The organism is Glutamicibacter nicotianae, from assembly GCF_006539525.1.
Lineage (GTDB): Bacteria > Actinomycetota > Actinomycetes > Actinomycetales > Micrococcaceae > Glutamicibacter > Glutamicibacter nicotianae.
This window is the reverse complement of sequence record NZ_BJNE01000005.1, coordinates 144,641-162,911: the sequence shown is the minus strand read 5'-3', so window position 1 is coordinate 162,911 and position 18,271 is coordinate 144,641. Positions and strand designations below refer to the sequence as shown.

Genomic DNA, 18,271 nt, shown 5'->3' with positions numbered 1-18,271 from the left:
ATGTTTCGATTCGCAGCAGAACAAGCACACAACACATACTCGCACTGATGGTGTTGGTGTGTGACTAGCTCCAGTAACACGAATGACCCAAGCGATACTGGGACGCGGTTAGAGGCGCTCAGCGCAACCGCGGCATCGCCGAGAGCAGCAGCTTCGTGTACTCCTGCTGCGGAGCTGCGAAGACCTGGGCTGTCGCACCCTGCTCGATGATCTTGCCCTGATGCATTACCGCGACGTTATCGCTCATATGCTCGATGACCGATAAATCGTGGCTGATGAACAGGTAGCTGGTCCCGGTCTCGACCTGGATCCTATCCAGCAGATCCAGCACGGTGGCCTGGATGGAAGCATCCAAGGCGGAGACCGGCTCGTCGAGGACCAGCACCGATGGCTTCGGTGCCAGCGCACGGGCAATGGCCAGGCGCTGGCGCTGCCCGCCGGAGAGCTCGCGCGGATTGCGGTCCAGCAAACCAAGGGACAACTCAACCTGTTCCAGTAGCTCCGTCACCGGAACGCGGTATTCGGCAGCGCGCTTGGACTTGCCCCGGCTCAGCGCATCGGCCAGCAGCTGGCCCACGGAATAGCGCGGGTCGAAGGATCCCAGCGGGTTCTGGTAGATCGCGCCCATCTGCTCGCGCAGCTTCCGGCGCTGCGGCTCATGGGCCGGGGCGAAGCGTTCGCCGAGCAGCTCGACAGTGCCGGCATCCGGTGGCTGCAAGCCCAGGACCATGCGGGCAGTGGTGGTCTTGCCCGATCCGGATTCGCCAACGATGCCCAGGGTCTTGCCGCGGGGTACCTCGAAGCTGGCCGACTCGACGGCCGCATGCTTGCCGAAGCTCTTCGACAGCCCGTTGGCCGACAGCGCGCTGGAAGCCGGCGCGGGATCTTTCTGCATCGGTGCGGCCAAAGGCCTGCTGGCTGCCGACAAGGGCACGAAGCGCGGCACGCCCGAAGGCACGGCGCGCAGCAGCTGCCGTGTGTACTCATGCTGCGGGTTGCCCAGGATCTGCGCGGCGACTCCGGCCTCGACAATCTCGCCTTGGCGCATCACCGCGATGTCATCGGCCAGGTGGGCGACCTGGGCCAGATCGTGGCTGATCATCAGCACGCCGCGGCCCTGCTCCTTCAGCTCGCGCAGCTGCGCGAGAACCAAGGCGGTCAGCGCCGAGTCCAGCGCGGTGGTGGCCTCATCGGCGATGACCACCTGCGGGTTGCCGGCCAGGGCCTGGGCAATCAGCGCGCGCTGGCGCATGCCGCCGGAAAGCTCGGTGGAACGCTGCCTGGCGCGGCGTTCGGGTTCGGGCATGCGCACGGACTCAAGCACCTGGATCACCCGCTGCTGGCGCTCGGCCCGGGGCAGCTTGCCGTGGGCCTTGAGCGCGTCGCCGATTTCCCTGCCCACCGGACGCAACGGATCCAGCGCCATCAGCGCATCCTGCAGGATCATCGAGACGGAGCTGCCGCGGATCTGCTGCCAGCTGCGCTCGGACAGCGACAGGGCATCCTGCCCGCAGACTTCCAGCGCGTCCGCGGTCGCAGTGCCGCCGGAGAGTCCCAGCAGGCTGCGTGCAGTCACGGATTTGCCGGAGCCGGATTCGCCCACCAGCGCTAGGCAGCTTCCGGCCCGGACGGTGAAGGAAACGTTCTTCACCGCCACGGTGGAACCGAAGCTGACCGACAGATTCCTGGCGGTGATCAATGCTTGCCCGTTCATGTGGTCCTGGCCTTTCCGCCCAGCGCACGGCCGATCAGGGTGGCGCCGGCGGCCACGAAAACAATTGCCAGACCGGGGAACAGGCTCATCCACCAGGCCAGGTGCAGGTAGGTGCGTCCGGCCGAGAGCATGGCGCCCCATTCAGGGGCTGGGGGCGGGGTGCCCAAGCCCAGGAACGACAGCGCCGCGGCCCAGATGACCGCCTGGCCAATCCCGAGGGTCACCAGTGCCAGCAGGGGCTTCAGGGCGTTGGGGACCAGGTGGTTGCGCACGCGCAGCCAGGTGCCGCGGCCCAGCACGGTGGCCGCTTCCAGCATTTCGGAGCTCTTCAGCGTGCGGATCTGGCTGCGCACCAGCCGGGCATAGCCCGGTGCGGTGGACAGGCCTACCGCGACGATGGCCGGTCCGACTCCGGGACCGGTGAAGGCGATGATCAGCAGTGCCATCAGCAGGGAAGGAATCGCATACAGCGCTTCGAGCACGCGCAGGATGATCTCATCGAGCCAGCGCGGGGACAGCGCCGCGACGGTGCCCAAGACGATGGCCAGACCCATGCCCAGCGCGGTGGCGGCCAACCCGATGGCCAGCGAGTCGCGGGCGCCATGGATGACGCGGGTATAGATGTCGCGGCCGGATTCGTCGGTGCCGAAGAAGTGCGTGGTGCCGGGCGCCTGGAATGCCTCGGCCGGGTTGACGGCCAACGGGTCGCCCGGGGCCAGCACCGAAGGGGCAAGAGCGATCAGCGCCCACAGGGCGATGAAGGCGATGCTGAGGATCTTCGCGGTGCGGCTCATGAGCTCGCTCCTGCCGGGTCGATGGCGCGTTCAAGGCCTTCGGTGATGGCCATGACCACGATGTACACCAGTGCGGAGAACAAGGCGATGCCGGTAACCATGGGAATGTCGCGCGCCAGCACCGCAGAGAGCAGCGAGCGGCCCAGGCCCGGGCGGGCGAAGACCGCTTCGACCACCACTGCCCCGGAGAGCAGCGAGGAGAATGCCCAGCCGGTCAGGCCCAGTGCTGGCAAGGCGGCATGGCGCAGGCCATGGCGCCAGAAGACTGCCAGCCGGCTCTCGCCGCGGGCTCGGGCGGCCAGCGCGAACTGGCTTGACATGGCGTAGCTAAGCGAATCGCGCATCAGCTGGGTGAGGAATCCGGCCAGCGGCAAGGCCAGGGTCAGCACCGGAAGGACCAGGCCCTGGGTCGTGCCGTTGTCCACCGCCGGGAGCCAGCCGAGCATCGAGGAGAAGAACATGATCAGCACCGCGCCAAGCCAGAAGTGCGGCACCGCGGCGGCAATGATTTCCACGATATTCCCCACCCAGGCGCCCACCCGGTTGGCGCGCATGGCCTGGGCGGCGAAGCACAGGGACAGCACCCACGCAGCGGCCAGGGCGAGCAGCGCCAGCCAGAGGGTGTTGGGCAGGACCTCGCCCATGATGCCGATCACCGGCTGCTTGAGCGAATAGGAGGTTCCGAAATCGCAGGTGGCCAGCTTGCCCAGGTACATCAGGTACTGGGCGATGAGCGGCCGGTCCAGTCCATACTCGGCGCGGGCAGCGGCCAGCGCTTCGGCCGAGGCCTGGGAGCCGGGGCCGCCCATGATTGCTTCGGCCGGGTCGCCGGGGATCAGCCGGATGGCGATGAAGATGGCGGTGGCGACCAGCCACAGCACCACCAGCGCGCCGCCGATCTTGCGCCCGGCCCAAGCAATCGTGCCCACCGGTTGCTACTCGGTGATGAAGGTGTCGTAGTAGATCGGCGAGGACACGGCGGTGGTGGCGCCGACTCCGTGCACGTTCTTGCCGTAGAGGAAGTGGTTCTGCTGGTCGTAGAGCGGCAGCACGTAGTAGCCCTCGAGCACCAGCTTCTGCGCCTGCTCGTACAGCGAAGCGCGTAGCGCCTCGTCATTGGTCTGCTCGGCCTCGGCCAGGATTCCATCCAGCTTCTCGTTCTTCACCTGCGCGTTGTTGGCAAAGTAGCCCGATGGCGCAGGCACGGTCGAATTGGAGTGGTAGAGGATGCGCAGCACCGACGGGCCGACCTTGGTGTACGGAGCGGAGACCAGGTCGTATTCGTGCTTGGCCAGGGCGCCGTACCAGCTGGACAGGTCCAGCAGCTGGATCTTCACCTCGAAGCCCACGGCCTTGGCCTGAGCCTGGAACTGCTCGAACAGCGACTGCTCGGCGGGAACCGACTGGTTGGTGGAGACCGGGAAGTCCAGGGACAGGCGCTTGCCGTCCTTCACGCGGTAGCCTTCGGCGTCGCGTTCGGTCCAGCCAGCTTCATCGAGCAGCTCATTGGCCTTGGCCGCATCGGTGCCGAACAGCGACTCGTCGGTGTAGCCCAGCGGCTCCACGGAGGAGAGCAGCGAGTAGCTGCGCTGCGCGGTGCCGAAGTAGAGGGCGCTGATGCCGGAGTTGGCATCCACGGAGCGGATGAATGCTTCGCGCACGCGCTGGTCATCGAATGGCGCCTTGGAGCTGTTCAGTTCGATGCGGTTGGAAGCGCCCGGGCGCGGTGCATCCAGGTGGCCCAGCGAGTTGTCGTTCGTCGCGGTGGCAATGGTGTCCGGCTGCGCGTTGTCGATCACGTCGACCTCGCCGGACTGCAATGCGGCGTAGCGGGTGGCGGCCTCCGGGATGAAGCGCCAGGTGATGCCATCCAGATAGGCCTTGTCATCGGCACGCGCCGTGTCGCCCACCGGCAGCACGTAGTCGTCGTTGCGGACCAGGTTCACTGCCTTCTGGTGCTCCCAGGACTCGACCTTGAACGGGCCGGTGCCTACCGGGGAGGCGCAGTTGGTGGCCTGGTCGCGTTCCAGCGCCTTGGGGGATTCGATGGCAGTCCACGGCATGGACAGCGATTCGAGCAGCGCGTTATCCGGGGAGGAGAGCGTCAGCTTGGCGGTGAGCTCATCAACAATTTCGATGTCCACTACCTTGCCCACGGCCAGGTAGCCGGTGGAGGAAGCGGTATTCGGATCTTTCAGGTGCTCGATATTGGCCTTGATGGCTTCGGCGGTGAGCTTGGTGCCGTCGGTGAAGCTGATGCCGTCGCGCAGGGTGATGGTGCGGGTCAGGCCGTCTTCGGATACGTCGGTGCTTTCGGCAAGCCACGGGATGATCTTCCCGTCCGCATCCTTGGTGAACAGGGATTCGAGGTACTGGCTGGCCACCAGGGCCTGCGGGTAGTTGCCGCCCACATGCGGGTCCAGGCACGACGGCTCGGCATCGCCCGAAGCGTAGACCAGGGTGCCGCCGGCTACCGGCTTCGCATTCTCTGCGGTGGAATCGGGTCCGGCCCCTGCCGAGCAGCTGGCCAGCAGGGATCCAATGAGCGGGAGCGCGATAGCGCAGCCGAGGATCCGGGATGCGCGCGAGTATCGTTGCATGGGGAAGTGCTTACCTCGATGAACTAGTGGTGATGACCAAACCAACTCTAGTCATCCGGAACGCATTCGTCAGATCGGAGCGTCCCGCTCCGATCTGGCGAATGCTTGCCAACGGCAATCCGTGAAGCGGACTACTTTTCGCTGGCCACGGTCATGCGGCGGTTCTCATGGACCGGGGTTTCGATCTCATCGAGGATCGCCACGGCGAAGTCCTGGGAGGAAACGAAGTCGCCAGCCGGCGAATCGGTGCCCAGGGTGTAGCTGCCGGTGCGGCGTGCTGGCATGATGACCGGGGCCGGGGCCACGACGGTCCAGGTGATGCCGGAAACCGAGGTGAACATGTCGTAGACCTCGGCGCAGGTAGTGGCTTCGGCCTTGTATTCCTCGGGGAATCCCGGAGTGTCGACCAGGCGCACGCCCTCCACTTCGGTGGTGCCGGCGCCGCCGACCACGACCAGGCGGGCCGGAACAAGGGTTTCGGTGATCTGTTCGAAGGCATCCAGGTATTCCTGGTGGTCGCCGCCGGTGCGCGATGGCGGCACGGCGATGACGATCACGTCGTTGCCCTTGCCCAGATCGCGGTAGGCCGCGCCGTCGCCCAGCTCGGCGGCCACTGCGGTGGTGCCCTCGACCTCCTTGCCCGAACGGGTGACCGAGGTGACCTCATGGCCGCGGGAAATGGCTTCGGCAACAACTTCCGAGCCGACCATGCCGGTCGCTCCGTATACTGCAATCTTCATGGTGTTCTCTTTCTTTGAGGGAATTGGCTTCGACACAATGGTATCCTTTAGATACCGACTACTACAACGAAACTAGGTTTCCTCATGGATAGCCATGAACCTTTCGACGTGTTCATGCAGGAATGCCCGTCACGTGAAATTATGCAGCGTCTAGGCGATAAATGGACACCGCTGGTGCTTCTGGCGCTGGCGGGCGGACCGCAACGTTTCTCTGCGTTACGCGAACGCATCGGAGCTGTCACGCCCAAGGTGCTCACCAATACCCTGCGCAATCTGGAGCGCGATGGGCTGGTGCAGCGCACCGTGTTCGCCCAGGTGCCGGTGCGGGTGGACTATGAGCTGACCGATTTGGGCCAGGGGATCCTGGAACCCATGGAAATCCTGCGCCTGTGGTCAGAGGAGCATGTGCCTAAGGTGCTCGCCGCCCGCGAGCGGTTTGACGCGCGCGGCTAACGCCCAGGCGACGCGGCCGGTTCCAGGGGCAGGAACATGAAGTGCAGGCCCACCAGCCCCTTGGCCGAATGATTGAAGGCTCCCGGGATGGTGCCCAGGATCGTGAAGCCCAGCGATTGCCACAGGTGCACTGCCGCCTCATTGGTTTCGACAACCGCGTTGAATTGGATGCCGTGGTAGTTTTCCTGCCGGGCCCACTCGATCACGTAGCGGCCCAGCGCTCGCCCCACGCCGCGGCTGCGGGCTTCCGGGTCGACCAGGAATGAAGCGGTGGCGATATGGGATCCAGCTCCGGGCTTGTTCGGGCCCATCTTCGCTGAACCGATGATCCTGCCCTCATCCACGGCGACCGCCGTTTGGCCTGGCGGCTCTTCCATCCACCACGGACGGGCTTCCTCAAGGGACTGGCCCTGCGGGAACGCGTACGTTTGCCCTTCATCCATGATCTTGCGGTAGAAGCCGTAGATCCCAGGCCAATCCTCGGCGGTGCTAGTGCGGATCTGCATGCGGGTGAGCCCAACTTTTCGAAATGGATGCTTCGGAATTCAACTGATACGCCCTAAGTGTATCTTGCGTCACATAGACTGAGGTCAAAGACGCAAGGTGCAGGCAAAGGAGCCGGTGTTGTTTGAAGTAAGCGATGACCAGAAGTCGTTGATCGAGATGGTTCATGATTTCGCCGAGACCAGGATTGCTCCCAACGCCCTGAAGTGGGACCAGGAACAGCACTTCCCGGTGGATGTGCTGGCCGAGGCCGGCCAGCTGGGCATGGGCGGCATCTATGTTTCGGAAGACCATGGCGGATCGGGCCTGACCCGCAGCGACGCTGTGCTGGTCTTCGAGGAACTGGCCAAGGCCGATCCGACATTGGCTGCCTATATTTCCATCCACAACATGGTGGTGTGGATGGTGGACACCTTCGGCAATGACGAGCAGCGTGCCGCTTGGCTGCCATCGATGACCACGATGGAAGACCTCGGCTCCTACTGCCTGACCGAGCCGGGCGTCGGCTCCGACGCGGCGGCCCTGTCGACCCGGGCCCGCCGGGACGGGGACGAATATGTGCTCAGCGGGGTCAAGCAGTTCATCTCCGGCGCTGGCAGCTCGGCGCTCTACATCGTCATGGCCCGCACCGCCGATACCGGTTCGCGCGGCATCAGCGCCTTCCTGGTCCCCGGAGATGCCGAGGGCCTGAGCTTCGGGCCGAACGAGAAGAAGATGGGCTGGAAGGCGCAGCCCACCCGCCAGGTGATCATGGAAGGCGTGCGCATCCCCGCCGGCAATCTGCTGGGCACCGAAGGGCAGGGATTCTCCATGGCCATGCAGGCGCTGAACGGCGGACGGCTGAACATCGGTGCCTGCTCGCTGGGCGGCGGGCAGAGCGCGCTGGAGAAGTCGGCGCTGTACCTCAAGGAACGCCAGGCCTTCGGCGGGCCGCTGACCAGGCAGGAGGCCCTGGTCTTCAAGCTGGCCGAGATGGACATGGAACTGGAAGCCGCCCGCTCGCTGCTGCGCCGTGCCGCGGCCGCCCTGGACGCCAAGAGCCCGGACCGGGTGCGGTTGTGCGCGATGGCCAAGAAGATGGCCTCGGATGCCGGCTTCAATGCCGCCAACAGCGCGATCCAGCTGCACGGCGGCTACGGCTACCTGGCTGACTACGGGATGGAGAAGATCGCCCGGGACCTGCGCGTGCACCAGATCCTGGAAGGCACCAACGAGATCATGTCGCTGATCGTCGGGCGCTCGCTGCTGGAATCCTGAGCCAGGGCGGCGGCTAGCCTCTGGGTTGCCGCTCCGAGTCCCGCACCGGGTGTGACGACTGCGAATCCTCGGGATTCGGGTGGACTGGGGAAATCACCGGCTTGCTGGACATGATCTGCTCGATGCTGCCCAGCTCCATCGCATCCAGCAAGGTGCGCTGGGTGGGACGCATCATTTTGACCTCGCCGCGCTCAAGCGCAGCGAACAGCGCTTCGGGGCTGGTCCACTTGGAAATCACCGCTTCGGTGGTCTGGTGGATCGGTTCCTGGCCTGCGCGCAATGCAGCGACGAAGAAATAGGTGTCGAACCGCCGTGGGAAACCGGCTGGGGTGACCCAGTTGGCCCATGGATGCAGTTGGCCAGGATCCAGCAGCAGGCCGGTTTCCTCGAAGACTTCGCGCCGGGCTGCGAAGAGGACCTCGCCGGCCAGGTGCGGCGCGCGTTCCCGGCCTTCGGCAAGGACCGAGGTGTGCGCCCAACGCTGGACGTGATCGCTGAGCACTGCCGGATCCATTTCGGCCTCGTCTGCCGCCTGTCCGTCCTGGAGATCAACTCGTCCGCCGGGATAGACCACCATGCCTGCCGCGAAGTCCATCGTGTTCACGCGGTGCTGGACGAATACTTCGAATCCGGCGGCTGCCTCGCGCAGCAGCAGAACGCTGGCTGCCTTGCGGATGGGAACCTCAGCGGGGGTCGCAGGTATCGGGGAAGTCGTCATTGCTTACCGTGTCCTTGGCTCGTGGATTGCGAAATAGCCTTTGAATGCCAGCTTAGCTTCTGGCGCACAGCCAACGCAGATCCAACGGTAATCACTGTGCAAGCCTGCACATTTGCCTGCGGAATCTGCACAGCCAATGCCGTTGACCGGTGTCCTTGCCGGAGCTTACGTTGAAACGAAGTGCGGTGCACGCAATTGCGGACAGCGCACCGGGACGATCCAGTGGAGCTAAGCAGAGGATGGGCCACATGGCTGAAGAGAACAGGCAGGGTCCTGAAGGGCTGGCCGGGCGCCGGGCCTTGGTTACCGGTGGCGCGTCGGGCATCGGCTTGGCCAGCGCGACGGCATTGGCCCGCGCCGGTGCGGATGTGACCATTGCCGATGTGGACGAGCAGGCGGCCGGGCAAGCGGCGAGGGCACTTGGCGGGAAGGCGTGGGCCGTGGATCTCTCGGATACCAAATCCTTGGAAGAGCTCAGCCTGGATATCGACATCCTGGTTAATAACGCCGGCGTGCAAAGGGTGGCTCCGATCCATGAGTTTGATCCCGAAGCGTGGCGGCTGATTCACCGGCTCATGCTGGAATCCCCTTTCCTGCTGATCCGCGCGGCGTTGCCCGGCATGCGCGCACGCGGCTTCGGGCGCATTATAAATATTTCTTCCATCCATGGGCTGCGGGCCAGTGCTTTCAAGAGCGCCTATGTGGCGGCCAAGCACGGGTTGGAAGGACTGTCGAAGGTCACGGCGTTGGAAGGAGCGGACTACGGGATCACCAGCAACTGCATTAACCCGGGGTATGTGCGCACGCCGCTGGTCCAGAAGCAGATTGCCGACCAGGCCAAGGCCCACGGCATCGAAGAATCCGAGGTGGTCCAGAGAATCATGCTGACCGAGGCGGCAGTCAAGCGGATGGTGGAACCCGAAGAGGTGGCGTCCTTGGTGGCTTGGCTGTGCGCTGACGCAGCGAGCATGGTCACCGGCGCGTCCTATGCCATGGACGGGGGATGGAGCGCGAGGTGAAGGCAATGGCTGCGCTACCGGCAGGCAGCTGGTCCGTCCCATCGAGCCGCCGCAGGCATATGATCGTGATATGGAAAGCGATTCGCCCTCATCGAAAAGCCTGTCCCATTGGCTGCAGATTTCCTCGCTGGAACTGCTGGTGGGCATTGCCGACCACGGCAGCCTGAGTGCCGGGGCCCGGGCGGCCGGCATGGCGCAGCCCAATGCCTCGCGCGCCTTGAAAACCCTGGAACGCCGCTTGGGATATTCACTGGTCACCCGGAAAACCACCGGCTCCACGCTGACCGCCGAGGGCGTGCTCACCGTGCAATGGGCCCGGGAAGCGCTGGCCAGCTTGGAAGCCTTGGCCGCCGGCGCCAGGTCGCTGGCCGATGCAGGGGGATCCGAGCTGCAGTTCGGGGCGAGCATGACGGTGGCCGAATACTTGGCCCCGCAGTGGATTGGCCGGCTGCACCAGGTGCTGCCGCAGATCACGCCGCGCATGCTGATCATGAATTCGCAGGATGTCATCCGTGCCGTGCAGCAAGGCGAGGTAGGCCTCGGCTTCGTGGAAACCCCGCATATACCGCTGGGGCTCAAGAGCAAACCGGTGTTCCGCGACGAGATGCTGATTGTGGTCGCGCCCGGGCATGAATGGGCGCTGCGCGAGCAGCCGCTGACCTTGCACGAGCTGCAGAGCACGCCGCTGATCGAGCGCGAGGAAGGCTCGGGCACCCGCGCGTTCCTGGACTATATCGCCCATGCCCAGCGACCCAAGCCGGTGGCCGAATTCAACAGCAATGCGACCATCTGCCAGTGCGCGGCCGGCGGCATGGGCCCGGCGGTGCTCAGCCAATTGGCCGTGGAAAGCCAGCTGGCGGCCGGAGCCCTGGTGGAGATCGCCTTTGACGGCCCCGCCCTGCTGCGCGAGCTGCACGCCATCTGGCCGGCGGCGCAGGTGCTGGGCCGTACCGAGCAGACGCTGCTGCAGATCGCCGCAGATCACGAGTCCCACTCCGCCTGAAGCGGGAAACCGGGCAGCTGCAACTGCAGCTGCCCGGTTTCGGCTGGGGCCTGTGGCTGGGTCTTGCCCCTAGCTGGAGACCTTCTCGATCTTGCTGCCCAGCTCCGTGGTGGGCACCCGGTAGGTTTCGCGCGCGGTCATCGCCGCCACGGAGGCGATCAGCGAGATCGCCGCGGTGAAGATGCTGATCTGCACCCACCCATTGGCTTCCAGGCCGCCCAAGGCGGCGACGATGGACGGGGCGAACCCTGCCATCAAGAAGCCGATCTGGGTGCCGATGGCCAGGCCGGAGAAGCGGACCTGGGAAGAGAACATCTCGGCGTAGAAGCTCGGCCAGACCGCATTGGCCGCGGCATAGGCGCAGGAGAAGACCAGCACCGAGAGGCCGAACTGCGCCAGCGCGTTATCCGTTTCCATGGAGCGCAGGTAGAACGGCATGAAGGCCGCGGAGCCCAGCGCGCCGTAGATGAATACCGGCTTGCGCCCGATCTTGTCCGCCAGCATGCCGAACAGTGGCTGGGTGAACAGCGCGCCGATGTTGCCAGCTACCACCAGCCATAGGGTGATGGACTCGTCCATGTTGCCGATCGTCTTGCCGTAGGAGATGGCCAGCGTGCCGTAGACGGTGGATACCGCGGCGATGAAGGCGCAGAGGATGACGCGCAGCACGTCCTTCCAGTGGAACTTCAGCAGCACCGCCAGCGGGAGCTTGGCGATCTCGTTGTTCTTCTTGGCTTCCTCGAACTCCGGGGTTTCGTGCAGCGAGCGGCGGATGAAGAAGGTGACGATCACGACGAGGGCAGAGAGCCAGAACGGGATGCGCCAGCCGATGCCGTACTTGATCTCATCGGGCAGGGCGACCACCGGGATGAAGATCAGCGCGGCCAGGATCTGCCCGCCCTGGGTGCCGGTCAGCGTCCAGGAGGTGAAGAAGCTGCGGCGGTGGTCCGGCGCATGCTCCAGCGACATGGAGGAGGCCCCGGCCTGCTCGCCGGCAGCCGACAGGCCCTGGCACAGGCGGGCGAAGACCAGCAGGATCGGGGACAGCCAGCCGACCTGGTCGAAGGTGGGCAGGCAGCCGATCAGGAAGGTGGAGGCGCCCATCAGGATCAGCGTGAACATCAGCACCTTCTGCCGGCCGACGCGGTCGCCGAAGTGCCCGACGAAGATGGCTCCGATGGGGCGTGCCACATAGGCGAAGCCGAAGGTCGCCAGCGACATCACCGCTGCGTTGGTGGAAGTATCCTGGAAGAAGATATGCGGGAAAATGAGCGCGGCGGCGGAGCCGAAGATGAAGAAATCGTAGTATTCAACGGCGCTTCCCATGAAACTGGCGACGGCCGCCTTGACTGGAGTGCGCTTGGGGCTTCCGGTGCCGTCGGGCGCCGTTGCCTGGTGTGCAGCTTGCATCGGGATACTCCCTGATCGAGTGGTTTGGAGGGGAACTCGTCCTAAGTGTGCGCATTCCGTACACTTGTTCGGAATGTGTTCATTGGTTTACAGTAGATGCAAATCACAAGCAGGGCAAGACCTGATGCCAATTTTGAAGGGCAGCGACGAAAATGAGTACACCCAGCGAGTCGTTCCTGGTGGGACTGATCGGCGAGGGCGTGATGCCTTCGCTCACGCCTCCCATGCACGAGCATGAAGCCGACGCGCAATCCCTGCGCTACCTGTACCGGCCGATCGACCTCGCGGTGCTGCAACGGCCCGGGCAGGATGTCGGGACGCTACTGGCCGCCGGAGCCGAGCTGGGCTACAACGCCTTCAACATCACCCACCCCTGCAAGCAGCTGGTGCTCGAGCACCTCGACGGGATCTCGGACAGCGCGCGGAAGATCGGCGCGGTAAACACCGTTCTCATCGAGGACGGCAAGTTCTACGGGCACAACACCGACGCCTCCGGCTTCGCCCGCGCCCTGGCCAGCGGGCTGCCCGGAGCCAACCTGGCCAAGGTGCTGCAGCTGGGAGCCGGCGGCGCCGGGGCCGCCGTGGCCTACGCCCTGCTGGACTCGGGCACCACCGAGCTGCACATCGTGGATTTGGACGCGGAGCGGGTCGAGCACCGCGTGGCAGAGCTGCGCAGCCACTTCCCGCAGGCGCAGATCTTCGCCGCGACCCCGGATGAGGTGCCGGGCCTGCTGCCTGGCAAGGACGGGCTGCTCAACGCCACCCCGATCGGCATGCACCACCACCCGGGCCTGCCGCTGGATATCGCGGCGCTGACTGCGCATCACTGGGTGGCCGACTGCATCTACCGCCCGGTGGACACCGAGCTGATCACCGCCGCCCGCGCGTTGGGCTGCCAGGCCCTGGACGGCGGGCACATGGCCGTGGGCCAGGCGGTGGACGCTTTCGAAATCATTACCGGAATCAAGCCGGATGCCGCGCGGATGCGCGCTCACCTGCTGGCCATGCTGGAAGAAGGACGCTGATGCGCACATCAATCGCCACCGTATGCCTGTCAGGAACACTGGAAGAGAAGATGCTGGCCTGCTCCAAGGCCGGATTCGACGGGATCGAGATCTTTGAGCAGGACCTGCTGGTCAGCCCGATGTCCCCGGAAGAAGTCAGGGCCATGGCCGACCGGCTGGGGCTGGGCCTGGACTTGTTCCAGCCCTTCCGCGACTTCGAGGGCGTCACCGAAGCGCAGCTGCAGGCCAACCTGCATCGCGCCGAAGCCAAGTTCCAGCTGATGAACCGGCTGGGCATGGACCTGGTGCTGCTGTGCTCCAACGTCGCCACCGCCACCATCGATAATGATGAGCTGTTCATCGCGCAGCTGCGCCAGCTGGCCGAGCTGGCCGCCGGCTACGGCGTGCGCATCGCCTACGAGGCGCTGGCCTGGGGCAAGTATGTGAACACCTACCAGCATTCCTGGCGCATCGTGCAGGGTGTGGACCGGCCGAACTTCGGGCTGTGCCTGGACAGCTTCCACATTCTCTCGCGCGGGGATGACCCGGCGCAGATCGCGCAGATCCCCGGCGAGAAGATCTTCTTCGTGCAGCTGGCCGACGCTCCGGTACTGTCCATGGACATCCTCTCCTGGTCGCGGCATTACCGGCTCTTCCCGGGCCAGGGCGGTTTCGCGCTGGATGAGTTCATGCTCCACCTGGTCCGCTCCGGCTATGCAGGCATTGTCTCCCTGGAGATCTTCAATGACGTCTTCCGCCAGTCCAATGTCGAGCGGACCGCGATTGACGGGCTGCGCTCGCTGAAGTGGCTGCAGTCCCAGGCCGCCGGGCTGCTGGCCGGCAGCGGCCAGCATTCGGCCCTGGAGCTGGAGGCGCTGCCCGGGGCCCAGGAAGCCACGGCTTTCGACTTCGCCGAGATCCGCACCGAGGACCCGGAGCGCGTGGCAGGGATGCTGGCGCAGCTGGGCTTTGCCTTCAAGGGCCAGCACCGGCGCAAGCCGGTGCAGCTGTGGGCTTCGGGCGAGGCCCGGATCATCATCAACTCCCAGCGCAGCCGCGGCGTCGAAGCGGCGGTCTCCGGCTTCGGCGTGCAGGTTCCTGATCCGGGCGCTGGGGGCGCACGCGGCACGTCGCTGCTGGCCACCAAGGTCCCGCGCCAGCAGACGCACCACGAGCAGGAGCTGCCCGGCTTCCTGGCCCCGGATGAAACCGAGGTCTTCTTCAGCTCCCCAGCTAATACGCGCAACTGGGAACGCGAATTCCTGGACGCCGGCGAGGCCGCGCCGGAAACCGGGAATCCTGCGGTGGACGGTATCGACCACATCAACCTGGCCCAGCCTTGGCAGTGCTTCGATGAATCGGTGCTGTTCTACAGCAGCGTGCTCAACCTGGAAATGATGCCGGGCACCGAGGTGCCCAGCCCCATGGGGCTGGTGCGTTCCCAGGTGCTGCGCACCGCCGACTCCTGCGTCCGGCTGGCCTTGAACATCGTGCCGCAGGGGCTGGAAAAAGCCATCGAGCGCCATCACGAGTACCCGGAGCATGTGGCCCTGCGCACCGGCGACATCGTTCAGCTGGCGCGTTCCGCCCGTGCCCGGGGGATGGAATTCCTGCCGGTGCCGGCCAACTACTACGAGGATCTGGCCGCCCGCTTCGAGCTGGACGGGCAGCTGCTGGCTACGCTCAAGGAGCTGAATCTGCTCTATGACCGGGACGAGCAGGGCGAGTTCCTGCATTTCTACACCAAGACGCTCGGGAACATGTTCTTCGAGGTGGTTGAGCGCCGTGCTGGCTACGATGGGTACGGGGCGCCCAATGCGCCGGTCCGGCTGGCTGCGCAATTCGAGAGCAACCGCTGGAGCAGGAACTAGGAACACGGGGGACCGTCGAGTGGAACAGCGGCCGGATTATTTCGTTAAATCCACGGAAAAGACCTTGGCCGTGCTGCTGGCATTCAATGCCGGCGCCACCGAGCTGACGGTCTCCCAGGTCGCGGCCGCTACGGACCAGACCCGGGCCTCGGCCCGGCGGTTCCTGCTCACCCTGGCAGATCTCGGGTACCTGGAAGCGCAGGGCAGCACCTTCCGGCAGACCCCGCGGGTGCTGGACATCGGAGCTTCCTACCTCTCCGGGCTCACGCTGCCCCAGGCGGCCACCGCCCACCTGCAATCGCTGGCGCACGAACTGGAGGAGACCTCGTCCCTGTGCGTGCTCGAAGGCCAGGACATCCTCTATGTGGAACGTGTCGCCGCGCCGCGCCTGCATTTGATGAACGTGTCCATCGGCAACCGGCTGCCGGCCTGGGCGACCTCGATGGGACGCGTGCTGATCGCGCAGCTGGCCGAGGCCGAGCAGGAATCCTTTCTGGAGCGCGTGCAGCTCCAGCGGTACACAGAGCATACGGTGGCGGACCTGGATGCGTTGCGCAGGGAACTGGACACGGTGCGCGAGCAGGGCTGGTCCCTGGTCAACCAGGAACTCGACGAGGGGCTGCGCGGCCTGGCCGTGCCGGTCTACCGCAAGAACCAGCTGCTCGGGGCGCTGAACATCTCGGTCCAGGCCGGGCGCAACAACCCCGAGGCCATCAAGCAGATCCTGCTGCCCAAGCTGCGCGAAGCCGCCACGGCGATCGCAGACGACTTCGGCGGCCGGCTGGCCTGAGCATCCCTCCAATCCTGCCGCTACGAGCCGGACGGTGCCGGAGCTGTCGGGGCGTTGCCCGGCCGCTGCCCATCGGGCATTGCCGGGGCGTTGCCGGAAGGCATGCCTCCCGGAGCCCCGCCACCGGCAGGTTCGGTGTTCGTATCCACATTGACCGTGAGTCTGGCAGTGAAGCCGGAGCCGGTGTTCCCCGTGACGGTTGCCATTTGGGCGGCTCCCGAATCCTCGCCGAAGACGTTGTCCGAGTCCAGGCTCACCCCCTGCATATTCTTCACCGACTGCTCGTAGCCGGTGGTTGCGTACACCGCGGTGCAGGTCTCCTGTGGCAAGGCGACCTGCGAGGTGGCGATCGCTGTGGTGTGATCGGTGATCGAATCGGTATCCGGGTACACCTCGAAGTGGATGTGCGGCCAGCGACCGGCATAGCATGCCGGGAAGATGCTGGTGTAGCGCACCATGCCGTCGGCATCGGCCACCTGGACCCCGCGCAGGTAGTTCTCATCTTCCAGTCCGCTGGAGTACATGGAGTATTCCCCGGACCGGTCGCAGTGCCACACGTACACTGCCACACCGGCGAAGGGCTGGTTGTTATTGGCCATGTCCACGATCTTCAGCTCAAGGGTCATTTCGATGCCCTCGGCCGTTGTGGTGCTGGTGCCGAAGCTGGAACGGATGTCGCTGCGGACGATTCCGCTTTGCTCCAGCACGTCCGGACCATTGGACCCGTCGCCCGGGTAGGGGCCGGCCGTCTCGTCAGGGATCTCCGCAGCGGTGGAGGATGAAGCGGTGCCCTTGCTGCCGGTGGGGGAGCAGGCGGCCAGGGCGAACGCGAGCGTGCCCACGCCCACACCGGCCAGAACCTTGCGCCGCTCGATCAGGGTGCCGACATCGAAGGACAGCCCCTGGTCCTCGAGATCTTCTTCGGGCCTCGGCAGCGGCCGGTTTCCGAACCAGCGCGGTGGGGGATTCATAGTGCACTCCTTGAGCCAGGTGAAATGGGGCTGTTTGCCGTGTTCACTACCGTATGCAGACGGATCATGGGCCAGCACAGGAGGCACTGTGGGTATTCTGAGAAGGGTTGGCCGCTAGCCTTGGTTGGAGGCGATGGCCTGCTCAAGCAGCAGCGAGAGCCGTCGCACGCCCTCGGCGATGGTTTCCTCGTCTACCGAGCAGAACGCCAAGCGCAGCTTATTGCTGGCCTCGCCAGAGGGGCTGAATGCCGCACCCGGAATGAAGATGACCCCGGCCTTCACGCCCTGCTGGAGCAGTGCGTAGGTATCGATGCCTTCGGGCAGGGTCAGCCAGATGAAGAATCCGCCTTCCGGATGGGTGTGGGTGACTCCAGCGGGCAGGTACTTGGCCAAGGCGGCGAGCATCGCATCGCGGCGCGAACGGTACAGGTCGTTGTACTTGCTGATCTGCCCCTTCCAGTCATGCTCGTTGAGGTAGGCGCTGATGATCATCTGGTTCAGGGTCGGCGGGCACAGGGCTACCGCTTCGCCGGCGAGATAGAATCGGCGGAACAGGTGGGTAGGCACCGCGGCCCAGCCGATGCGCAGGCCCGGTGCGAAGATCTTGGAGAAGGAACCCATGTAGATCACGTTCTCCGGATCCAGGCTGCGCAGCGTGGGCGCCGGGGTGCCCTCGTAGCGCAGCATGCCGTACGGATTGTCTTCCAGGATCAGGATGCCGGCCTCACGGCAAATCTCCACGATTTCCTGGCGGCGCTCGGCAGCCAGCGTGATGCCGGAGGGGTTGTTGAAGTTCGGGATGGTGTAGAGGAACTTGATGCGCTCGCCGGCCGCACGCAATTCGGCAATGCGCTCGCGCAGGGCGGAAGGAATCAGCCCGTTCTCGTCGGTGCCCACCGGGCGGGCGGTCACCTGGTAGGCCTCGAAGGTGTTCAGCGCGCCAACATAGGTCGGGTCTTCGCAGAGCACCGTGTCGCCGGGATTGCAGAACACCTTGCAGGCCATGTCCTGGGCCGATTGGGAGCCGTTGGTGACCACGACATCCTCGATGCCCACATTGGTGATGCCCTCGGCTGCCATCACGTCGATGATCTGCGCGCGCAGCTCGGGGGTGCCCAGCCCGGAGCCGTACTGCAGAGCTTCGGGGCCCTGCTCGACGATGATGCGCTGGGCCATCTCGCCGATCTTTTCCAGCGGGAGCAGCTGCAGGAAGGGGTTGCCTCCGGCCAGCGATACCAGCGAAGGGTCCAGCGACAGCTCGAACACGTCGCGCACCGCAGACTGCTTGATTCCCGCCGCGCGCTCGGAAAGCAGGGACTCGTGCAAAGTGGTCAGCGATTGTGATGCGGTGGTCATGGTTCTCCTCGGCCGGGGCTCCCGCTGGCGGGGAGCGTGATTCCTGCGCTGGGTGCGGCACAAGAAT

General features: G+C 65.3%; 17 protein-coding genes. 7 read left to right on the top strand and 10 right to left on the bottom strand.

The genetic code is table 11. The annotated features are described in order from the left end of the window. Positions 1-118: 118 nt before the first annotated feature. The 5 genes from ANI01nite_RS08175 to ANI01nite_RS08155 all read right to left on the bottom strand — a co-directional run bounded on the left by ANI01nite_RS08175 (position 119) and on the right by ANI01nite_RS08155 (position 5,848). Positions 119-1,714, bottom strand: a complete 1,596-nt coding sequence (locus ANI01nite_RS08175) for a dipeptide ABC transporter ATP-binding protein (RefSeq protein ID WP_141357301.1) — start codon at positions 1,712-1,714, stop codon at positions 119-121. Beyond that, positions 1,711-2,508, bottom strand: coding sequence for an ABC transporter permease (locus ANI01nite_RS08170; RefSeq protein ID WP_141357299.1), 798 nt, complete (start codon positions 2,506-2,508; stop codon positions 1,711-1,713). Before ANI01nite_RS08170 ends, ANI01nite_RS08175 begins: the two co-directional genes overlap by 4 nt. After that, positions 2,505-3,437 (bottom strand): ABC transporter permease, encoded by a 933-nt coding sequence (locus ANI01nite_RS08165; protein ID WP_141357297.1) that lies wholly within the window; start codon positions 3,435-3,437, stop codon positions 2,505-2,507. The genes ANI01nite_RS08170 and ANI01nite_RS08165 overlap by 4 nt, the downstream gene beginning before the upstream one ends. 6 nt (positions 3,438-3,443) lie before the next feature. Then, positions 3,444-5,108, bottom strand: coding sequence for an ABC transporter substrate-binding protein (locus ANI01nite_RS08160; protein ID WP_141357295.1), 1,665 nt, complete (start codon positions 5,106-5,108; stop codon positions 3,444-3,446). 131 nt (positions 5,109-5,239) lie between these two features. Continuing rightward, the gene (locus ANI01nite_RS08155) at positions 5,240-5,848 is read right to left on the bottom strand and encodes an NAD(P)-dependent oxidoreductase (protein WP_141357292.1); all 609 of its coding nucleotides are present in this window, start codon (positions 5,846-5,848) and stop codon (positions 5,240-5,242) included. Between the two features lie 84 nt (positions 5,849-5,932). On the opposite strand from ANI01nite_RS08155, the gene ANI01nite_RS08150 reads away from it, so the two are divergent. After that, the gene (locus ANI01nite_RS08150; protein ID WP_038993270.1) at positions 5,933-6,301 is read left to right on the top strand and encodes a winged helix-turn-helix transcriptional regulator; all 369 of its coding nucleotides are present in this window, start codon (positions 5,933-5,935) and stop codon (positions 6,299-6,301) included. On the opposite strand, the gene ANI01nite_RS08145 is transcribed toward ANI01nite_RS08150, so the two are convergent. Continuing rightward, a complete protein-coding gene (locus ANI01nite_RS08145) occupies positions 6,298-6,807 on the bottom strand; it encodes a GNAT family N-acetyltransferase (RefSeq protein ID WP_141357290.1) in 510 nt (169 codons plus the stop codon). The two genes, ANI01nite_RS08150 and ANI01nite_RS08145, sit on opposite strands and share 4 nt — an antisense overlap. A 118-nt stretch (positions 6,808-6,925) precedes the next feature. On the opposite strand from ANI01nite_RS08145, the gene ANI01nite_RS08140 reads away from it, so the two are divergent. Next, complete coding sequence (locus ANI01nite_RS08140; protein ID WP_141357289.1) at positions 6,926-8,062, top strand: acyl-CoA dehydrogenase family protein; 1,137 nt, start codon at positions 6,926-6,928, stop codon at positions 8,060-8,062. A gap of 13 nt (positions 8,063-8,075) precedes the next feature. Here the strand turns inward: ANI01nite_RS08140 and ANI01nite_RS08135 are convergent, their stop codons facing one another. Further along, on the bottom strand, positions 8,076-8,780 hold the full coding sequence (locus tag ANI01nite_RS08135) for an NUDIX hydrolase (RefSeq protein ID WP_141357287.1): 705 nt from the start codon (positions 8,778-8,780) through the stop codon (positions 8,076-8,078). 248 nt (positions 8,781-9,028) lie between these two features. Between ANI01nite_RS08135 and ANI01nite_RS08130 the strand changes: the two genes are divergently transcribed. Continuing rightward, positions 9,029-9,799, top strand: a complete 771-nt coding sequence (locus tag ANI01nite_RS08130) for a 3-hydroxybutyrate dehydrogenase (protein ID WP_141357285.1) — start codon at positions 9,029-9,031, stop codon at positions 9,797-9,799. 70 nt (positions 9,800-9,869) lie between these two features. Then, a complete protein-coding gene (locus ANI01nite_RS08125) occupies positions 9,870-10,802 on the top strand; it encodes a LysR family transcriptional regulator (protein ID WP_141357283.1) in 933 nt (310 codons plus the stop codon). Positions 10,803-10,871: 69 nt separating this feature from the next. Here ANI01nite_RS08125 and ANI01nite_RS08120 read toward each other — a convergent pair whose 3' ends face one another. Next, entirely contained in the window at positions 10,872-12,212 is a 1,341-nt protein-coding gene (locus tag ANI01nite_RS08120) for an MFS transporter (protein WP_141357281.1), read from the bottom strand. A gap of 152 nt (positions 12,213-12,364) precedes the next feature. Between ANI01nite_RS08120 and ANI01nite_RS08115 the strand changes: the two genes are divergently transcribed. The 3 genes from ANI01nite_RS08115 to ANI01nite_RS08105 are packed head-to-tail and all read left to right on the top strand — an operon-like array spanning position 12,365 to position 15,877. Further along, positions 12,365-13,237, top strand: coding sequence for a shikimate dehydrogenase (locus ANI01nite_RS08115; protein ID WP_141357279.1), 873 nt, complete (start codon positions 12,365-12,367; stop codon positions 13,235-13,237). Then, a complete protein-coding gene (locus tag ANI01nite_RS08110; protein ID WP_141357277.1) occupies positions 13,237-15,087 on the top strand; it encodes a bifunctional sugar phosphate isomerase/epimerase/4-hydroxyphenylpyruvate dioxygenase family protein in 1,851 nt (616 codons plus the stop codon). Before ANI01nite_RS08115 ends, ANI01nite_RS08110 begins: the two co-directional genes overlap by 1 nt. Before the next feature lie 19 nt (positions 15,088-15,106). Beyond that, positions 15,107-15,877: an IclR family transcriptional regulator domain-containing protein gene (locus ANI01nite_RS08105; RefSeq protein WP_073707778.1), complete on the top strand. Its 771-nt coding sequence runs from the start codon at positions 15,107-15,109 to the stop codon at positions 15,875-15,877. Positions 15,878-15,897: 20 nt separating this feature from the next. Here ANI01nite_RS08105 and ANI01nite_RS08100 read toward each other — a convergent pair whose 3' ends face one another. Further along, a complete protein-coding gene (locus ANI01nite_RS08100) occupies positions 15,898-16,848 on the bottom strand; it encodes an intradiol ring-cleavage dioxygenase (protein ID WP_141357275.1) in 951 nt (316 codons plus the stop codon). Positions 16,849-16,962: 114 nt separating this feature from the next. Beyond that, complete coding sequence (locus ANI01nite_RS08095; RefSeq protein ID WP_141357273.1) at positions 16,963-18,204, bottom strand: aminotransferase-like domain-containing protein; 1,242 nt, start codon at positions 18,202-18,204, stop codon at positions 16,963-16,965. Positions 18,205-18,271 lie beyond the last annotated feature (67 nt).